This window comes from Longicatena sp. 210702-DFI.1.196 (genome assembly GCF_020563125.1).
Taxonomy (GTDB): domain Bacteria; phylum Bacillota_I; class Bacilli_A; order Erysipelotrichales; family Erysipelotrichaceae; genus Longicatena; species Longicatena caecimuris.
In genome coordinates, this window is record NZ_JAJCPX010000026.1 from 1 (window position 1) to 18,706 (window position 18,706).

Genomic DNA, 18,706 nt, shown 5'->3' on the forward strand with positions numbered 1-18,706 from the left:
GAGCCCCTTGGGGCGATTACGTAAAAACCACCAGCTAAGCTGGTGGATATTTATTTATATGATTCATCCATGCATTCGATAACAAAACATTTTGTAATTTGCATCGGAAAAGAAACGACATTCTTATGAAAGACTTTTGGCTTAAAATTCACACTTTAAAATCCATCTGCTTTCCTGTATAATAATGCCTAAAGAATAAGGGGAGTGAGGATATGGAAGTTGTTGAAAATCATTTTTCACAGGGATTAAAAGATGGCATTCCGATTGGCTTAGGATATTTATCTGTATCCTTTACGTTTGGTATGATGGCGGTTTCCAATGGAGTTCCTGTAGAGGTAGCTGTAATGATATCGCTCACCAATCTTACCAGTGCCGGACAATTCAGTGCCTTATCTTTGATGTTGGAGAGTGCTTCTTTACTAGAATTGGCGCTATCGCAATTTATCATTAATCTACGCTATGCCTTAATGTCCTTATCTTTAACACAGAAGGTAGACAAGCATATGAAAACATATGAGCGAGCTTTGATTGCTTATGGTGTTACCGATGAAATATTTGCTTTAGCAAGCTCTACCTATGAAAGAGTAGGAAAATGGTATATGTCTGGTCTTATCCTATTTCCTGTTTTCTGCTGGACAATGGGAACTTTGTTAGGCGGAGCATTTACCACTTTAATGCCGGAAAGTCTGCGAAGTGCTTTAGGTATTGCGATTTATGGTATGTTTTTAGCCATTATCATTCCTCCCGCCAAAAAGTTAAAGAGTGTTCGCAAAGTTTTGATCTTAGCGATAGCGCTGAGCTGCCTCTTTTCAGCATGTGCTTCCTTTTTACCGATCTCTTCCGGTTTTGTTATTATTATCTGCACCGTTTGTGCTGCCGGCTTTGGCGCTTGGCTGTTCCCGGTGGAGGAGGTGTCTCATGAATAACTATCTTCCTTATATGGTTGTTATGGCACTGGTAACCTATCTGATTCGTATGGTGCCCTTGACTTTTTTTCAGAAGGAAATCAAAAGTCCTTTTATAAAATCATTTCTTTTCTATGTACCTTATGCGGTGTTAGGCGCAATGACCTTTCCAGCCATTTTTACCAGCGGAGGCAGTGTTCTGGCATCTACTGCCGGTTGTTTGATAGCCTTATATCTGGCATACAAAGGTAAGGGATTGTTAAGTGTGGCAGTGGCTGCTTGTATTATGGTATATCTAGTTGATTTGGTTTTCCCATTGCTATCATAAAGAAAGGCTGTGCATAGTTGTCACAGCCTATTTTAAACGTTTGTTTACATGATGGAAATAGCGTAATAATGCTAAAATTAATTCACGCTGATAATCGTCCAGTTTGTGAATTGCTGCGGATAAATAGGCATCAATGGCTTTTGCATCTTCATTATCGGTAGTAAAAATTTTACCTGGATCTAAGTGCAGTATTTCCGCAATCATGAAAAAGTCATCTAAGCGTATGGATGTCCTTCCCTGCAGCAGGCTGTTGATTGTCTGCGGGGATAAATGGAGCTTTTTTGCTAGTTGTTTTTGCGTCATATTATTGATCGCTAAGGCTTCTTTTATAATTTCCCCGTAGTTTCCCACCATAAGATCTCCTCCTCCCTTTATTTACCTATTATAACGGATAGAAAAGGTAAAATTAGAAAGATGAAACAAAAGCAATATTTTTCCATAAAATATTATAATTTTTCTTTAATCTGCCTATACGTAAGCATAAAAAGCGGCATACATAAGCATAGAGGTGGTTTTGATGAAACCAGAACAAAAGGATATAATCATGGCCTATGCTGTTTTAGTATTAGCCTTACTTTCTGGCATTCTGCTAGTTTTATTGTTCGCTTTTTTCATCCGTTAGCTTCCTTATCCATAGCAAATAAAGATTAATCTTTGCCTTTGTTTTCAAACAGCTTATCAAGTAACTGAAAGAACGATGCGTTTGCTAGTTGTCATCGTAAATTTGATAAAGTTTATCATTGTTGTTTTCATGATGCACAATATACATTGCGATCTGATCATTCAATTTGTTAGATGTGTTGTATAAAAAAAGGATTACCGTATGATAATCCTCTATTCTTCATAACTGTTTTTCATCAGTGCGTTATATGGAATAACCGCCATCCACCGGAATGCAAACTCCTGTGATATAATTAGAAGCATCGCTTGCCAACAGGGTAACAAGTCCATCGCTATCTTGATCCATTCCCCATCTGCCAATAGGGATTGCTGTTAATAAAGAAGTATCCCATTCTTCTTTTTCGCCCTGCAACGTACTGCCACAGCTCATGAAACCATATTGAATGGCGTTTACCTGTATCTGATCTTTGCCAAATTCCATTGCCAGATAACGCGTCATGGCCTCAATGGCACCATTACTGATGGCATAAGCACAATACGCTGAGGTATGTCTTGGCAAAATGCCGGTGGCGTTAATAATTTTTCCGCCATGTCCTTGCTTTTGGAATTGTCGTATGACTTCTAAGGAGAGAAAGAAGGCTGCACTTACATTAATATCATAAGCACTGTTCCATTCCAGTTTGGTTAGTTCTAAAGTTTCTTCTTTTTTTAAAATTGCCGCATAGTTTAATAATATATCAATATGCCCATAGGCTGCTAAAGCCTCTTTCATCACCTGATGGATAGCTCCTGGTGTTGTTAAGGATATAGTAAAAGAATGATAGTTACGACCGGTTGCCTCGATTGCTTTTTTCAGAGAACTGTCATCGCCGATACTGACGCCAAAGATATCTGCTCCTTGTTTCGCTAAGGCAAGTGCAGCATGATAGCCTAAGCCTTGGGAACAGCCACTCACCAATGCTACTTTTCCATAAAGATTCATATCCATGATCAAACCTCCTTGCATGTGTTAGTATGGGCAAGGTTTTTTTTCTCATACCTGTTGACAGACGATATACACGGTGTTATATTGTATATAGTCAATATATACAATATTGACACCCGGGAGGTAGTTTATGAATATCATCATCAGCAATTCCAGTGGGAAACCGATTTATGAACAAATCGTCGCACAGATCAAGCAGCTGATCATGACAGATGTCTTGAAAGAAGGGGACGCTCTTCCATCAATGCGAACGCTAGCAAAGGAACTTCGTATTTCGGTAATCACAACAAAGCGTGCTTATGAGGAATTAGAAAAAGAAGGGTTCATTGAAACCATCACTGGCAAAGGCAGCTTTGTGGCAGGAAAAGATAAAGAATTGATTCGTGAAGAACGTTATCGGCAGATCGAAGCACTTTTAGAAAAAGCGTGTGAAACAGCCAGAATGAATGGCATGACACTGGAAGAACTGCTGGATATTATGACACTTCTATACAAGGAGGAATAACGTATGGAACACATACTATCAATGCAGCATGTAACAAAGAATTATGGACGTTTTTGTCTGCAAGATATAACATTAGCTTTACCAAAGGGCTGTATTATGGGACTGATTGGCGAGAATGGTGCAGGAAAAACCACATTGTTAAAGACCATTTTAGGTATGATTCATGTGGATGAAGGGCAAGTGGAAATATTTCATTCATCCTTAAGTGAAGATGAGCGAAACATTAAAGAAAAGATTGGTACGGTGTTCAGTGAAGCCAGCTTTCCCGAAAACATGACGCCCCAACAGATGGATAAAGTGCTGTCATCCATTTATCAACAATGGGATACAACAGCATTTCACAACTATCTAAAGGAATTTCGTTTACCGCTTGATAAAAGCAATAAACAGTTTTCGCGCGGCATGAAGATGAAGCTGCAAATAGCGATTGCCTTGTCTCATCAAGCACAGCTGTTATTACTGGATGAGGCGACAAGTGGTCTTGATCCGGTTGCCAGAGAAGAAATTTTAGATATCTTATTAGATTTTATTCAAGATGAAGAGCATGCCGTTTTAATTTCCAGTCATATTACATCCGATATTGAAAAATGCTGTGACTATGTTACCTTTCTACATGAAGGAAAAATGTTATTGAGTACGGAAAAGGATGCCTTATTAGATACTTATGGCATCTGGCATTGTACGAAGGAAGAGCTGATGAAATTGGATCATCACGATTATCTTGCCTATCGCGTGAATGCGTTTGCTGTTGATGTGTTGGTAAAAGATCGTCAGCGTGTGATGCTTCAGCATCCGAATGCCGTTATGGATCCAGCAAGTTTAGAAGATATTTTGGTGTTTATGGTGAAAGGAGAAAAATAGCATGAAAGGATTAATTTTAAAGGATATTTATAATTTAGCAACGCTTTTCCGTATTTATACGATTTTACCGATCTTAGCGATTGTTATATCCTATAGCCAACATTCTTTAGGAATGCTACAATTTCTGCCGGCTTTTATCGGTATGTTTGCGACAATCAGCGCCTTTGCTTATGATGAACAAAGTAATTTTGACAGCTTTGCGATGACCCTCCCCATCAATCGTAAAGATATGGTGATTTCTAAATATGTGTTAGCACTGGTCTGCATCTTTGCCAGTATGCTGTTGTCGATGGTTTTAGGCGCACTGATCTTAATGTTTTCACAAGAACATTTTCAAACGGTTGAATTGTCTGGATTTCTTGCTGAATGCTGTGGAGTTGCCATAGCAATGCTGTTTTTAAATGCCATCATGCTGCCTATGATCATCAAATACGGCTCTATGAAAGCACGCGTATTGATTATAATCTGTTTCATGCTGTTAGGCTTTTTGGGTAGTTTTGTCATTTCGCATATTGGCGGTATATTGCCCCAAAATTTCTTTATCTTCCTGCATGATTTCAAAGACTGGCTATTGCCTGTAAGCTTTCTTGGCGCTTTGTTTATTCTGTTGATCAGTGCCCTATCTTCCATGCATCTTATGAAACAAAAAGAGTTTTAAAAGGATGGATGTATTGGTGTTATAATGAAAGGGAAAGAAGGCGATCGTATGAAGGTGATCTTCCTTGATATCGATGGTGTATTATATCCCTGTCGTAAACGTATTTCCCCATATACAACATTTCGTTTTGACCGCGAACAGCTAGTGAAGCATTATCAATGTGCAGCGATACGTGATTTATCGGATTATGATTTAGCCTGTGCGCAGAATGGGTTTGCTCATAGTGCAATACAGCTGCTAAAAACGCTTATTCAGAAAAGCAATGCTGTTATTGTTATCAGCTCATCCTGGAAATTCTCGCATACCCTGCCCCAGTTAAAAGCCTTGTTTGCCTTTTATGCATTGCAGGATGCCATTGTTGATAGCACAAGCAATGACTATGGCTTTTTAAAAACTCCGGCCATTCGAGCATACCTAAAAGATCATCCCAATATTACACAGTATATCGTTGTCGATGATTTAAATATGGAAAATGAATTTCATGAGCATGCCATCACCTGTCCGGATCTTTTTGATGAAGCCTGCTATCAGAAAGCACTCAATGTTTTATCACATTAAGTTCATATACATGAGATAAAATGCTTATTATCTATAATACGAGTAGGATATCTTTCTATATATAATAATTGAATAGGAATGCTTAGGATGATACTAGCATTCTCTGCTTACTATTTGTTATCAAGACAGCACAAAATATGTGCTGTTTTTTTGCGTGTTTTGTTTGCTGATCCTTCCTTGGAAGCATAATCAGTAGCTTTTTCGTTTATTTCTTAGGTGGCATGAGCAACTTCTATGAGACAAAATTGATTTAACAAGTTATAGAATTTCCAATAATATTTTCGTTACATAGCCATCTTCTTCACGCTGTGCAATATCAGCAATCAGATATTCTTCATAGGCAAATTCACCTAACACATATCCTTTATTATCTGTGTAGGCCAGCATCTTATCATATGTTTGCTGAATGTATTGATAACTGCCTTTATGCCAACCACATAAATAGTTACCCCTTGCGCGTTTTTTTAATTGTTGATGGTCATATTCGGCAACGATCTGATAGAGATAGGAAAAATTAAAGTTATCCTGTTTGCGGATATTTTCAATTCTGACCATCGTACCGACACTTTCTTGAACAGCGATATGATGCTCTTTCACAAAGTGAATATATTCTTCCATATAATTGGCGAAACTGCGATCTGTGGCGTTTTCCATGTCCTTACTACATAATAAAGTGGCATTTGGCAATGTGACGACACCGATTTCATCATGCTGATGTGCAAGTGCCGAAGTTGTTGCTTGCTGCATCCAGTTCATCATGCGCTTAATGCTTTCCAGCTGTGCGATTTGTGAATCAATATCCGCATATTTTTCATCTAACAAACGTAAAAACATTTGCGGATCACGTTGTTTCAGATAGATTCGAATAGCCGAAAGAGACATCCCCATCTTTTTCAGATTGGTAATAACCAAAAAGGTGTCATATTGATGATACGAATAATAGCGATAGCCATGCTCATCTCTATAAGCCGGTTGAAACAGATGAATTTCATCATAATGAAATAAGACATGTTTGGCTACTCCACAGATTTTCGCAAATTCTCCGGCTGTTAAATAGTTCTTCTTTTTCTTCATAATTCTACTCCATTCGCGCTGAACTTTGCTCTTTTGTATATGATAGTATAAGTGTCAAAGGACGTCAATATCCCGAAAGTGGCTATAAATAGTTACAGATATAGGGATAGTTACGGTATATGTATAATGAAAAATTGATTTTCTGGAAATTTCAATAATCGACGTATATCGACTTTTATTTATACCTTAAAATTCATATAGTAACTTTGGTCTTTGTCTAGCGTATACGAGGGGGAAACATAGAATGATCAAAGAAACAAAAAAAGCAATTATAATGGAAATTACTGATGTCCTTCGCGATATTGGAATGCCTGCACATGTCAAAGGCTTTTATTACGTAAGGGAAGCTATACATATGGTTTATCATGATGCTTCATTGCTAGACCATATGATGGATGGTGTATACGCAACAATTGCAGAGCGCCATCAAACTTCTATGCAAAGCGTAGAACGCGTGATCCGTGCTGCTATTGAAATTACTTGGCTACGCGGCAACACGGAAGAAATCATGCGTATTTTTCATAACACGATTGACGGCCGTAAAGCTCGTCCTACAAACAAGGAGTTTATTGCTCTTTTGGTGGATTATTTAAACATTAAGCATATGTAAGATACTAGACAAAGACCAGCAGTGATGCACTATTTCGCTATTGTAAGTGCATTGCTGCTTTTTGTTTGCCATTATACTAGAAATAGGGGGGGTTCGCAAGAGGGTGTATACGAAAGAAAGAGGCTTTGCTTACTGCTTTTTTTTTCGAAAAATAATTGAACGGCTATTTTCGGAAAGAGATGAAGAAAGAAACGAACCTATAGGGTAACAATGCTAATGAAGGATGAATAAGAGGAAAAAAACGGATGAAAATTGCATGAACAAGAGGAAGGAGGATGATGAAAAAGGAAGAGAAGATGAGCGAATCCATGAAAAAAGACTTGACTATAAGGTAACCTTATAGTTTATGATGATAAAGCTTATAAAGGAAAGAAGGGGTGACATGAAATTAATATTACATTATTTAAAAAACTATAAGCTGCTGTTTTTTATCAATGTATTATCAGTCTTTGGCTTTGCCTTGGTAGAACTGGGAATACCAACAATCGTCGCACAAATGATCGATGTCGGCGTCATGCAGCAGGATCAAGATTATATCTATCAGATGGGACTTGTCATTCTGATAATTTCCATTCTGGGGGTAGCCGGAACAATTCTTTTAGGCTATTGTTGTGCAAGAATATCGACGGCGATCACAAGAGATATCCGTAATGATATCTTTCGCAAAGCGCAGCAGTTTACGGCTCATGAATTTAATCAGTTTGGAATATCCAGTATGATCACCAGAACAAACAATGATGCATTTCAGATTCAGATGTTTGTTAATGTATTATTGCGTACAGCGCTTATGACACCGGTGATGTTTATTATCAGCTTTATCATGACCGCTAGAGCATCGTTACCATTAAGCGGTATTATTGCGGCAACGATTCCACTGATTATTTTCGGAGTGTTTATCGTCGCTAAGATTTCTAAGCCAATCAGTGAAAAGCAACAGCGCTCTTTAGATACACTCAATCGGATTTCACGGGAAAATCTGAGTGGTATTCGCGTGATTCGCAGTTTCGATAACGATGGGTATGAACAAGAACGTTTTAATGCATGTAACCATGACTTTACCGGTTATTCAAAAAAACTATTTAAGCTGATGTCGTTGACCTCACCGATTTTCTTTATGCTGATGAATGTTGCAGGCTTATGCATTTTCTATGTGGCAAGTCTTTTGATTGCGGATGGTAATCTGCAAGTCGGGCAACTGGTAGCGTTCATGGATTATTTATTCCATGCCATGTTCTCAATCATGCTGTTTTGCACGGTTTTCATGATGTATCCAAGAGCAGAGGTAAGTGCGAAACGTATTACGGAAGTCTTTACGACAAAGCCTTTGATACAAAATCCCAAACAGGGGGTTTGCCAAGGCAATGAAGCAGGCAGCATTGTCTTTGATGATGTGACCTTTGTATATCCGGATGGAGAAGAGCCGGTTTTAAAACATGTCAGTTTTGCGGCCCAAAAGGGAGAGACGATTGCCTTTATCGGGAGTACGGGAAGTGGTAAAAGTACGTTGATTAATCTGATTCCACGGTTTTATGATGTGAGTGAGGGACAGATTCGTATCGATGGAGTTGATGTCAAGGATTATGATGTGTTTGCTCTGCGTGCAAAATTAGGGGTCATTCCGCAAAAAGCGATGTTGTTTTCCGGAACCATCAAAGATAATATCTGTTTTGGCAAGCCAGATGCCAGTGAAGAAGAGATTCTTCATGCGATAAAAGTAGCACAGGCATATGATTTTATCATGGAAAAAGAACATGGTTTGAAGGAAAAAATCAGTGAAGGGGCAACCAATGTCTCCGGTGGTCAGAAACAGCGATTATCAATTGCCAGAGCATTAATCAGAAGACCGGATATCTATATTTTTGATGATTCATTTTCCGCTCTTGATTTTAAGACAGATGCAACATTACGGAAAGAGTTAAAGAAGGAAACAAGGGATGCTATTGTCATGGTCGTGGCACAGCGTATTTCTTCCATCATGGATGCAGATCGTATCGTCGTGCTGAATGAAGGAGAAGTCGTTGGTATCGGTACGCATCGCGAATTATTAAAAAGCTGTGCGATTTATCATGAAATTGCTTTATCACAGCTAAGTGAGGAGGAATTGGCATATGAAGACGACTAAACGAAAATTCCTAGATTCCTTACGTGGTATTGGAGCCTTTGTGGCTCCCTATAAAAGGGCCTTCCTCTTTGCTATTCTCATGATTGTCGTATCCACGGCAGGGATGGTCATCGCCCCTTCCATTGAAGGAAATATTACCTCAGTGTTATATGCCGATGTGAAACGAGCAAGTGATCTACAGCATGTGGCGATAAGCTTTGAGCGCATCTTCTCCATCATGGTAACCTTAGTAGGCGTTTATCTTGTTAAAACGATTGGCCAGGCATTAAGTGTTATTTATTTGACCAATGCCATCCAAAATGCTATGCAGGATTTACGTGATGCTTTGCAAAATAAGATACGGAAATTGCCTGTGCGCTATTTTGATTCTCATCATTATGGCGATATCTTGAGCCGTATTACCAATGATGTAGATGCGATATCCAATGCTTTTCAACAAAGCTTTTCACAGATCATTTCCGGTGTGTTAACCATCTTATTAGCCCTTGTTATGATGTTTCGTTTGAATGTAGTCATGGCTTGTACGGCAGTATTGATCATACCGGGGATGCTGCTTATCACCATTACGATTGTTCGCCATTCGCAGAAACGTTTTGCGGCACAACAAAATGCTTTGGGGAATTTGAATGGGGCAATTACCGAGATGTATACCGGTTATAATGAAATCCTCTTATACAATCGACAGGAAGCATCGATTGATGAATTTAAACGTTTAAATGAAGAATTACGTAACAATGCCTGTAAGGCACAATTTGTGTCCAGTGCAATCCAACCATTAAACTCTTTGGTTACGTATATTGTGATTGGTGTGATCGCCATTATGGGAACTTTGCGTTCTTTGGCTGGTCATTTTGATCCCGGTGAATTACAGGCCTTTATCCGTTATATATGGCAGGTAAATGATCCTTTATCTCAAGTATCATCCTTATCTTCTCAATTGCAATCGGCATTTGCGGCCATCGGGCGTGTGTTAGATATTTTAGAAGAAGAGGAAGAAGTACCAGAAGCAGTTGTGACAAAAGATGTGTCAACAATTCGCGGAGATGTTTGTTTCTCACATGTGAACTTTGGTTATCATGAAGAAACACTGATGCAGGATTTGAATATCCAAGTGAAGCATGGGCAAATGGTTGCCATTGTCGGTCCGACCGGCGCCGGTAAGACGACCTTGATCAATCTGCTGCTGCGTTTTTATGATGTAAAAGGCGGCAGAATTCAGATTGATGGTATGGATATTCGTGATATGAAACGTGGTGAATTACGTTCCTTATTTGGGATGGTGTTGCAGGATACTTGGTTATTTCAGGGATCTATTTATGATAATATCCGTTATGGTCGCTTAGATGCCCGTAAGGATGAAATCATCGATGCGGCAAAAATGGCCAATGTCCACCACTTTATTCGCACCTTGCCAGATGGTTACCATAGTATTATCAATGAAGAAGCGAATAATATCTCACAAGGTGAAAAACAGCTTCTTACGATTGCCAGAGCCATCTTAAAAGACCCTAAGATATTAATTCTTGATGAAGCGACTTCTAGTGTCGATACCCGTTTGGAAAAAATGTTGCAGGATGCTATGCGCAAGGTGATGAAGGGAAGAACCAGCTTTGTGATAGCCCATCGCTTAAGTACGATTCGCAATGCGGATTTGATTTTAGTCATTCAACATGGGGATATCGTAGAACAGGGAACACATGAGGAATTGATGAAAAAACAAGGGTTTTATGAGAAATTATACAATGCACAATTTGCTCAACAGGAATAATAGAAAGGTATGCTTACTACCATCTTTTGCATGTTCGCTAGACGCTTTAGATCATCGTAAGCCTAAAAATGAACATGATTTAAAACATTTATTCTTAATCTTATAACAGGAATGGGCTTTTTAGCCCATTCCTGTCTTCCTATTTACAATCGTAAAAATGATTGCAAGTTATTATATTAAGTATTATAATACTATAGGTTATGTATATATAAATGCATTAAGAAGGAGTGTTTATATGCTGGATATTATATTTGAGAATCCTTTTTATATAAAACATCGTGAATTCGTATTATGCATGGTAGATTTGTTTATCGTAGTCGTTTCCTTTTTTTTAGCTTATTGGTCTAAAATTGATTTTGACTTTGATTCTGTCGGTCAAATAGATATAATGAAAGTTCTAATGGCTCTGTTTGTTATTTTAATCGTCTATGCCATTAGTTTTTTTGCATTTAAGATTCATAAGAGTTTATGGAAATACATTAGCTTGATTGAGACGTTTCGTATTAGTCTATCTGTGATTTGTGCAAGTATTGTCTTAATTATTTTCATCCTATTGACTTCCATCAACCGATTTTATATCAGTGTGGTCTTTGTGGCTGGATTATTAACGATCCTAATGATGTTTAATGTGCGTTTAGGATATCGTCTGTTAAGAAGATATACGGCAAAAAGTGAAGAGCCTAAGAAAAATGTCATTATCATCGGTGCAGGCGATGGTGGTTATATATTATTAAAAGAAATTTTACAAAATGATAAAATGCATGCGAATGTTGTAGGCTTCGTGGATGATCAGCGAGTACATAAGATGATTAGCGGATATACCGTATTAGGCAGTACGTATGATTTACCGGAAATCGTCAATAAATATAAAGTGAATGAAGCATATATCGCAATACCAAGTGCATCGAAAGCAGAAATTCGACGCATGAACGATATCTGCCAGTCTTTGAAATTAAAAACAAAGATCATGAAAGAAGCGGAAACATTATTAGAAGATGATGAAAAAGCGTATCCAATTGAAGATATTTCCATTGAGGATTTACTAGGCCGTGGAGAAATCCATTTAGAACAAGAAGAAATTGGTTCTTATATCACCAATCGTACGATTGCCGTGACAGGTGCAGGCGGCTCTATCGGTTCTGAATTATGTCGGCAGATCGTAAAGTTTTCACCTGCTCGTCTATTGATGATTGATATCAATGAAAATGCCCTTTATATGTTGGAACAGGAGTTTAACCGCAATCGCATGCATGGTAAACTAAATGATAAGATTGAAATCATATCGCTGATTGCCTCGATTCGTGATTATACAGCGATGGATGAGCTATTTAAACAATATAAGCCCAATGTTGTTTTTCATGCTGCCGCACATAAACATATGCCCCTTATGGAAACACGTCCTCAAGAAGCTATAAAAAACAATGTGTTTGGCACCCATTCTCTCATTCAGGTGTGTATAAAAAATAAGGTTTCACGCTTTATCATGATTAGTACAGATAAGGCGGTAAATCCAACAAATGTCATGGGTGCGACAAAACGCATGACGGAAATGATCACACAGGCTTATGGTGATAATGGTATCACCAAAATGGCAGCTGTGCGTTTTGGCAATGTATTAGGCTCTAATGGATCTGTCATCCCTATTTTTAAAAAGCAGATAGCGGAAGGCGGTCCCCTTACCATTACCGATAAAAAGATCATTCGCTATTTTATGACGATACCAGAAGCTGCGCAACTGGTGTTACAGGCCGGTTTTTATGCGGATAAAGGGGAAATTTTTGTTTTAGATATGGGAGAACCGGTAAAAATATTGGATTTAGCAGAGAAAATGATTCGCCTGTCCGGGTTGCGTCCTTATGAAGATATTGATATCATTGAGATAGGACTGCGTCCTGGGGAAAAGATGTTTGAAGAATTGCGGTTGGATGGAGAAGTAACCGTAAAAACGAAAAACGATTTAATATTTAAAAACAATGTGATGGGAATCACGAAAGAAGAAGTTGAAGAAAAATTAAAAACGTTAAGCAAAGCGTTACTCGATAATTTAAGCAAGGAGCAATATCGCGAGGTTATGTTAAACGTCATTGCGAATGAAGGAATGGAAAATGTATGAATGAGAACTTGAAAAAAATGAATATTCCATTTTCACCACCCGATATTACGGAAAGTGAAGTAAAGGAAGTAATTGATACGTTGAAATCAGGCTGGATTACGACCGGTCCGAAAACAAAGGAATTGGAAAAGGGAATTGCTGCATATTGTGAAACAAAGCGTGCTGTCTGTTTGAATTCAGCGACATCCGCATTAGAAATGACCTTATATTTATTAGGGATAGGTCCAGGAGATGAAGTTATCGTTCCCGCCTATACGTATACCGCAACCTGTAGTCCAATTTGTCATGTCGGTGCTACTTTAGTTATGATCGATATGGCCAAAGATAGCTTTGAAATGGATTATGCCCGCGTTGCAGCGGCTGTGAATGAAAAGACAAAAGCCATCATTCCTGTGGATTTGGGTGGTGTCTTATGTGACTATGAAAAACTTTATGAAGAAATAGCGAAAGTCCGCCACTTTTATACGCCAAGCACGCCTATCCAAAAAGCATTTACACAACCCATCATCATAGCGGATTGTGCACATGGTTTTGGGGCAGTGAAAAAGGGTAAAAAAGCAGGAAATTGGGCAGATTTTACAATATTCTCCTTTCATGCGGTTAAAAATTTAACGACTGCGGAAGGAGGAGCTGTCACTTGGAAACCGGTGCCTGGTTTTGCGGATGCGTGGATTTATCAGCAATATCAATTATTGTCTTTGCATGGGCAGACGAAGGACGCATTGCATAAAAACCAATCAGGTGCTTGGGAATATGATATTGTTGCGCCGACATTTAAATGTAATATGACGGATTTGCATGCGGCATTAGGGTTAGCGCAATTACGTCGCTATGATGCAATGTTGGCACGCCGACATGAAATCATTCAATATTATAATCAACACTTAAAAAGTGAAAACATTTTCTTATTAAATCATAAGGATGCCAATCATCAATCCTCCGGACATTTATATATAACAAGAATCAAAGGCATCCGTGAACAACAGCGCAATGAGATTATTATGGCAATGGCTGAAAGGGGAATCAGCTGCAATGTGCATTATAAGGCATTGCCAATGTTAAGCGCCTATCAGCATTTAGGTTTTAAAAGGGAAGATTATCCAAATGCATGTGAATTGTATGAAAATGAAATCACCCTGCCTCTATATAGTTCTTTACAGGATGGGCAGGTGGAATATATTATCCGCAATTATAAAGAGGTGTTGGAGGAATATACATGCGGTTAAAGCAATGGGAGGATTTGCCTGAGAAGATGAAGAATGATAAGGTATTGCCTTATTATGATATAATAAAAAAGAAAACAGCAAGTCTGCTATGGAAAAGAGTATTTGATATTTGTCTGTCAGTCGTGCTGCTTGTTGTTTTATCTTGGCTCTTTTTGATCCTGGCGATCTTAATTAAAAGGGATTCTTGTGGTCCTGTTTTATATCGACAAACACGCATAACACAGTTCTATAGACCATTTACCATATATAAATTTCGTACGATGACAGATCATGGTGAGCAAATGGGAGCATTGGTAACTACGCAAAATGATATGCGTATTACCAAAATAGGAAAAAAGATACGAAAATATCGTTTGGATGAATTGCCACAGCTGGTGAATGTTTTAAAAGGTGATATGACATTTGTGGGTACACGTCCCGAAGTTCTTAAGTATGTGGAATGCTATGACGAGGAGATGTATGCGACTTTATTAATGCCGGCAGGTATTACCTCATTAGCAAGTATTCGCTTCAAAGATGAAGAAAAGATATTATCTGCGTATAGTGAGCAGGAAATAGATAAGGCTTATCAAAGCGTTATTTTACCTAAAAAGATGCAATACAATTTAGATTATTTAAGAAAATTCAGTTTTTTTTATGATTTACAATTATGTTTTCAAACGATCATTGCGGTATGTAAGAAGTAAAGGGTGAGTAATATGAAAGATTTGATATCCATTGTAACGCCAACCTACAATGGAGAAAACTTTATAGCAGAAACAATTAAAAGCGTACAGGCGCAAACATATGAACATTGGGAAATGCTCATTGTCGATGATTTATCTACGGATAATACGGTAGAAATCGTAAAGGCATTTGCAGCCCAAGATGCCCGAATCAAATTTTTCATATTACCGGAAAAAGGCGGAGCATCCCTTGCCCGCAATAAGGCAATAAGGGAAGCGAAGGGAGCCTATATCGCTTTTCTGGATGCAGATGATCTATGGAAACCAGAGAAGCTAGAAAAGCAACTGGCTTTTATGAAAGAAGCGCAAGTAGCCTTTTGTTATCACCATTATTCCTTAATAGATGAAGCAGGACAAGCGTTACATATTCGCAGGATCGCACCAGAAAAACTTTCCTTTCATAGAGCCTTATTAGGCTGCTCCATCGGTTGTTTAAGTGTCATGTATCATGCCAAAGCAGTAGGCTTGATTCAAATTGAGCGATTAGATAAACGCAATGATGATGCATTATGGCTGAAAATATTAGAAAAATGCCAATGGGGTCGCTTATTGGATGAGGACTTAGCGTACTATCGCATTGTTGAACGTTCCTTATCTTCAGGATCAAAAGTAAAATTGCTGAAGTATCATTATCGTCTGTATCGTAACATCATGAACTATCATGCAATAAAGAGCCTGTATTATACAATTTGTAATGTTTTTGTTTATTTTTATAATAAAAAAAGGAGGGAGATTAGACTATGAAGATTGCCGTTGCCGGTACGGGATATGTGGGACTTTCCATTGCGGTTCTCTTATCTCAAAAACATGAGGTAGTTGCTTATGATATCCTTCCGGAAAAGGTGGATATGATCAATCATCGCATATTGCCGATTAAAGATGCAGAAATGGAAACTTATTTTCAAGAAAAAGAATTGCATTTAAGAGCAACCAATGATGCGCAAGAGGCCTATCGTGATGCTGATTACATTGTCATTGCAACACCGACCAATTATGATGATCAACAAGATCACTTTGATACAAGTGCCGTTGAAAGTGTAATCGAAGAGGCACTCGCATATAACCGACATGGCAGCATTGTTATCAAATCAACGATACCGGTAGGATATGTCAAAAAAGTCAGAGAAAAATATCAGACACAGCGTATTCTGTTTTCTCCTGAATTTTTACGCGAAGGCAAAGCTTTGTATGATAACTTATATCCATCACGTATCGTTGTGGGAGAGCAAAGCGAAGAAGCAAGGATTTTTGCGGAACTGTTGAAAGAAAGCACTTGTGTCAAGGATGTGCCGGTGCTCTTAACTCAGCCTACCGAAGCCGAAGCAATTAAATTATTTGCCAATACTTATTTGGCAATGCGTGTGGCATTTTTTAATGAAATCGATACCTATTGTGAAATCAATCAGTTGAATACTCAGCAGATCATTCATGGCATCGGTTTAGATCCACGCATCGGGAATCATTATAACAACCCATCTTTTGGCTATGGCGGTTACTGTCTGCCAAAAGATACCAAACAATTAAAAGCAAACTTTGCTGGTGTACCAAACAATATCATTACGGCTGTTGTTGATGCCAATGATACTAGAAAACATCATATTGCCAATAGAATTCTTCAAAAACATCCGAAAACGATTGGCATTTATCGTTTGACGATGAAGAAAGATTCTGATAATTACCGCAAATCTGCCATCTTTGATGTGATTGAATTATTAAGAGAACATGCTGATATTTTGATATACGAGCCAACGATGCAAGAAAGTAAGCTGCATGGATTACCGCTAGAACGTGATTTAGAACGCTTTAAAGCGATGAGCGATGTCATTGTGGTCAACCGTTTAGATGAAAAGCTGCAAGATGTAAAAGAAAAGGTGTATACAAGAGATATTTATGGCCGCGATGAGTGATAAAAAAGTGGAAGTGTTAATCACGACCGTGAATTGTAAAAATCCAGAAGCATTGTTGCAGCAAATGCATATACAAAGTGCAGCGTGTATCGGAAATCAGTGTGAAGTAAATCGCATCGATACCATTCAAGCATCGGGAGGTTCATATATTGTATACAATTTTAATGAACGCGGTGTCGGATTGAATCGAAATAACTTATTGATGAGAACTAAGGCAGAGTATTGTTTATTTGGTGATGATGATCTGGTCTATGTGGATGGATATGAAAACATAGTTAAGGATGCATTTCAAACATATCCGGATGCGGATGTCATCCTCTTTAATTTAGAGGAAGAAACATCAAGCAGATATAAAATTCAAAAGCCATTTAAAGTCAATTACTTTAACTTCATGCGTTTTGGCGCTGCCCGTATGGCTGTTAAAAGAACAAGCATACAGACCAGAGGCATTTTATTCAATCTTTGTTTTGGGGGTGGTTGTGCCCATGCGCATGGCGAAGATACGTTATTTTTAAACAGTTGTTTAAAAGCTGGCTTGCATATTTATGCATTACCCATAACGATTGCGACTTTGACAGAGGTAAGAGCATCCTCTTGGTTTCACGGCTATGATGAAAAATATTTTTTAGATAAAGGATTGCTATATTATGTTATGAGCAGAAGATTTTATCCTTTTTTAATTTTACAGGATGCCTTACGTCATCATAAAACGTATGACAAGACAATTGGCTATCTAGTGAAAACAATGAAACGAGGTGTCGCAGATGAGCGAAAACGAAGAATGCAATAACCTTGTCTTTTCGATCATTATCCCGGTGTATAATACAGCGAAGTATGTGGAAAACTGTGTTGCCAGTGTGCTGCAGCAAGCGTTTCCTGTGGAGGCCTATGAAATCCTTTTGATTGATGATGGTTCTGTGGATGCTTCAGGTGCTTTATGTGATCAGCTTGCACAACAATATGAGCAGGTAAGGGTGTTTCATCAATCCAATCAGGGATTGTCTATGGCACGCAATAAGGGCATATCAAAGGCAAAAGGCAGCTATATTCTCTTTTTAGACTCGGATGATGCCTTAGCAAACGATGCCTTTCTTCCATTGTATGAAATCATCAAACAGCATTCCTATGATATCATTGTCACGGATATGAACATCATCACTTCCACAACACAAAGCTATTGCAGACATAGCCATCAGCGATTGTATGAAGAAATGGATGGCAGGACTTTTTTACTACAAGAATTAAAACATCACAGTATGCATATGGCAGCGGTAATGAATGTGTATCGAAGAGCCTTTCTTTTGGAAAATGCATTGACCTTTAAAAGCGGTATCTTACATGAAGATGAACAGTTCACTCCAAGAGCTTTTCTAAAGGCTGCTTCCATTATTGCCATTGATCATTGTTATTATCGTTATATGATACGAGAAAATTCAATTACGACGAATAAAAAGTTATATAAAAACGTAAAAGATCTTTATGAAACCCTAACGGAATTATCACTTATCTATCAAAAAGAAGAAGCGCCATTGCGCTCTTATCTGATGGAAAGTCTGTTGGAAAAATATTTATATATGTATGCCAAAGCGGGTGTTTATCAATCGGCATATGATGGCATACGCAATAAGCAATTTGTTAAAGGGAAAGCAAAATCATTAAAAAACAAGGCGAAGGTCTGTTTATTTACCATAAGTGATCGCATGTATTGCAAGATACATCCTCATAAGGAGGGGTAAAGCA

General features: G+C 38.2%; 19 protein-coding genes. 16 read left to right on the forward strand and 3 right to left on the reverse strand.

Translation table 11 applies throughout. The annotated features are described in order from the left end of the window. Positions 1–212: 212 nt before the first annotated feature. On the forward strand, positions 213–926 hold the full coding sequence (locus tag LI241_RS10900; protein ID WP_008686957.1) for an AzlC family ABC transporter permease: 714 nt from the start codon (positions 213–215) through the stop codon (positions 924–926). Next, the gene (locus LI241_RS10905; RefSeq protein ID WP_008686958.1) at positions 919–1,233 is read left to right on the forward strand and encodes an AzlD domain-containing protein; all 315 of its coding nucleotides are present in this window, start codon (positions 919–921) and stop codon (positions 1,231–1,233) included. Before LI241_RS10900 ends, LI241_RS10905 begins: the two co-directional genes overlap by 8 nt. Positions 1,234–1,260: 27 nt before the next feature. Here LI241_RS10905 and LI241_RS10910 read toward each other — a convergent pair whose 3' ends face one another. After that, the gene (locus tag LI241_RS10910; protein WP_008686960.1) at positions 1,261–1,587 is read right to left on the reverse strand and encodes a helix-turn-helix transcriptional regulator; all 327 of its coding nucleotides are present in this window, start codon (positions 1,585–1,587) and stop codon (positions 1,261–1,263) included. 511 nt (positions 1,588–2,098) lie between these two features. Continuing rightward, on the reverse strand, positions 2,099–2,842 hold the full coding sequence (locus LI241_RS10915; protein WP_008686963.1) for an SDR family oxidoreductase: 744 nt from the start codon (positions 2,840–2,842) through the stop codon (positions 2,099–2,101). A gap of 127 nt (positions 2,843–2,969) precedes the next feature. Between LI241_RS10915 and LI241_RS10920 the strand changes: the two genes are divergently transcribed. The 4 genes from LI241_RS10920 to LI241_RS10935 are packed head-to-tail and all read left to right on the forward strand — an operon-like array spanning position 2,970 to position 5,421. Next, complete coding sequence (locus tag LI241_RS10920) at positions 2,970–3,344, forward strand: GntR family transcriptional regulator (protein WP_008686965.1); 375 nt, start codon at positions 2,970–2,972, stop codon at positions 3,342–3,344. Between the two features lie 3 nt (positions 3,345–3,347). Next, entirely contained in the window at positions 3,348–4,205 is an 858-nt protein-coding gene (locus LI241_RS10925; RefSeq protein ID WP_008686966.1) for an ABC transporter ATP-binding protein, read from the forward strand. Position 4,206: 1 nt separating this feature from the next. Then, on the forward strand, positions 4,207–4,863 hold the full coding sequence (locus LI241_RS10930) for an ABC-2 transporter permease (protein ID WP_008686968.1): 657 nt from the start codon (positions 4,207–4,209) through the stop codon (positions 4,861–4,863). Positions 4,864–4,911: 48 nt separating this feature from the next. Further along, a complete protein-coding gene (locus tag LI241_RS10935; protein WP_008686969.1) occupies positions 4,912–5,421 on the forward strand; it encodes an HAD domain-containing protein in 510 nt (169 codons plus the stop codon). Between the two features lie 258 nt (positions 5,422–5,679). Here the strand turns inward: LI241_RS10935 and LI241_RS10940 are convergent, their stop codons facing one another. Then, positions 5,680–6,495: a MerR family transcriptional regulator gene (locus tag LI241_RS10940; protein ID WP_008686971.1), complete on the reverse strand. Its 816-nt coding sequence runs from the start codon at positions 6,493–6,495 to the stop codon at positions 5,680–5,682. Between the two features lie 244 nt (positions 6,496–6,739). Here LI241_RS10940 and LI241_RS10945 point away from each other — a divergent pair, with 244 nt between their 5' ends. From LI241_RS10945 to LI241_RS10990, 10 genes are all read left to right on the forward strand, one after another. After that, positions 6,740–7,105 carry a sporulation initiation factor Spo0A C-terminal domain-containing protein gene (locus tag LI241_RS10945; RefSeq protein ID WP_008686973.1) on the forward strand — a complete coding sequence of 122 codons (366 nt, stop codon included), beginning with the start codon at positions 6,740–6,742 and terminating at the stop codon, positions 7,103–7,105. A gap of 382 nt (positions 7,106–7,487) precedes the next feature. Then, positions 7,488–9,227: an ABC transporter ATP-binding protein gene (locus LI241_RS10950; protein ID WP_008686976.1), complete on the forward strand. Its 1,740-nt coding sequence runs from the start codon at positions 7,488–7,490 to the stop codon at positions 9,225–9,227. After that, positions 9,214–10,995, forward strand: a complete 1,782-nt coding sequence (locus tag LI241_RS10955) for an ABC transporter ATP-binding protein (protein ID WP_017144716.1) — start codon at positions 9,214–9,216, stop codon at positions 10,993–10,995. Before LI241_RS10950 ends, LI241_RS10955 begins: the two co-directional genes overlap by 14 nt. A 235-nt stretch (positions 10,996–11,230) precedes the next feature. Beyond that, positions 11,231–13,108, forward strand: coding sequence for a nucleoside-diphosphate sugar epimerase/dehydratase (locus LI241_RS10960; protein WP_227151283.1), 1,878 nt, complete (start codon positions 11,231–11,233; stop codon positions 13,106–13,108). Next, positions 13,105–14,334 (forward strand): DegT/DnrJ/EryC1/StrS aminotransferase family protein, encoded by a 1,230-nt coding sequence (locus tag LI241_RS10965; RefSeq protein ID WP_008686984.1) that lies wholly within the window; start codon positions 13,105–13,107, stop codon positions 14,332–14,334. The genes LI241_RS10960 and LI241_RS10965 overlap by 4 nt, the downstream gene beginning before the upstream one ends. Beyond that, on the forward strand, positions 14,325–15,020 hold the full coding sequence (locus LI241_RS10970) for a sugar transferase (RefSeq protein ID WP_008686985.1): 696 nt from the start codon (positions 14,325–14,327) through the stop codon (positions 15,018–15,020). The genes LI241_RS10965 and LI241_RS10970 overlap by 10 nt, the downstream gene beginning before the upstream one ends. 12 nt (positions 15,021–15,032) lie before the next feature. Continuing rightward, complete coding sequence (locus tag LI241_RS10975) at positions 15,033–15,803, forward strand: glycosyltransferase family 2 protein (protein ID WP_008686987.1); 771 nt, start codon at positions 15,033–15,035, stop codon at positions 15,801–15,803. Continuing rightward, complete coding sequence (locus tag LI241_RS10980) at positions 15,800–16,966, forward strand: nucleotide sugar dehydrogenase (RefSeq protein ID WP_008686989.1); 1,167 nt, start codon at positions 15,800–15,802, stop codon at positions 16,964–16,966. Before LI241_RS10975 ends, LI241_RS10980 begins: the two co-directional genes overlap by 4 nt. Further along, positions 16,959–17,756: a hypothetical protein gene (locus LI241_RS10985; protein WP_226906257.1), complete on the forward strand. Its 798-nt coding sequence runs from the start codon at positions 16,959–16,961 to the stop codon at positions 17,754–17,756. The genes LI241_RS10980 and LI241_RS10985 overlap by 8 nt, the downstream gene beginning before the upstream one ends. Continuing rightward, the gene (locus LI241_RS10990; RefSeq protein ID WP_008686993.1) at positions 17,731–18,702 is read left to right on the forward strand and encodes a glycosyltransferase; all 972 of its coding nucleotides are present in this window, start codon (positions 17,731–17,733) and stop codon (positions 18,700–18,702) included. The genes LI241_RS10985 and LI241_RS10990 overlap by 26 nt, the downstream gene beginning before the upstream one ends. The last annotated feature ends 4 nt before the right edge of the window (positions 18,703–18,706 follow it).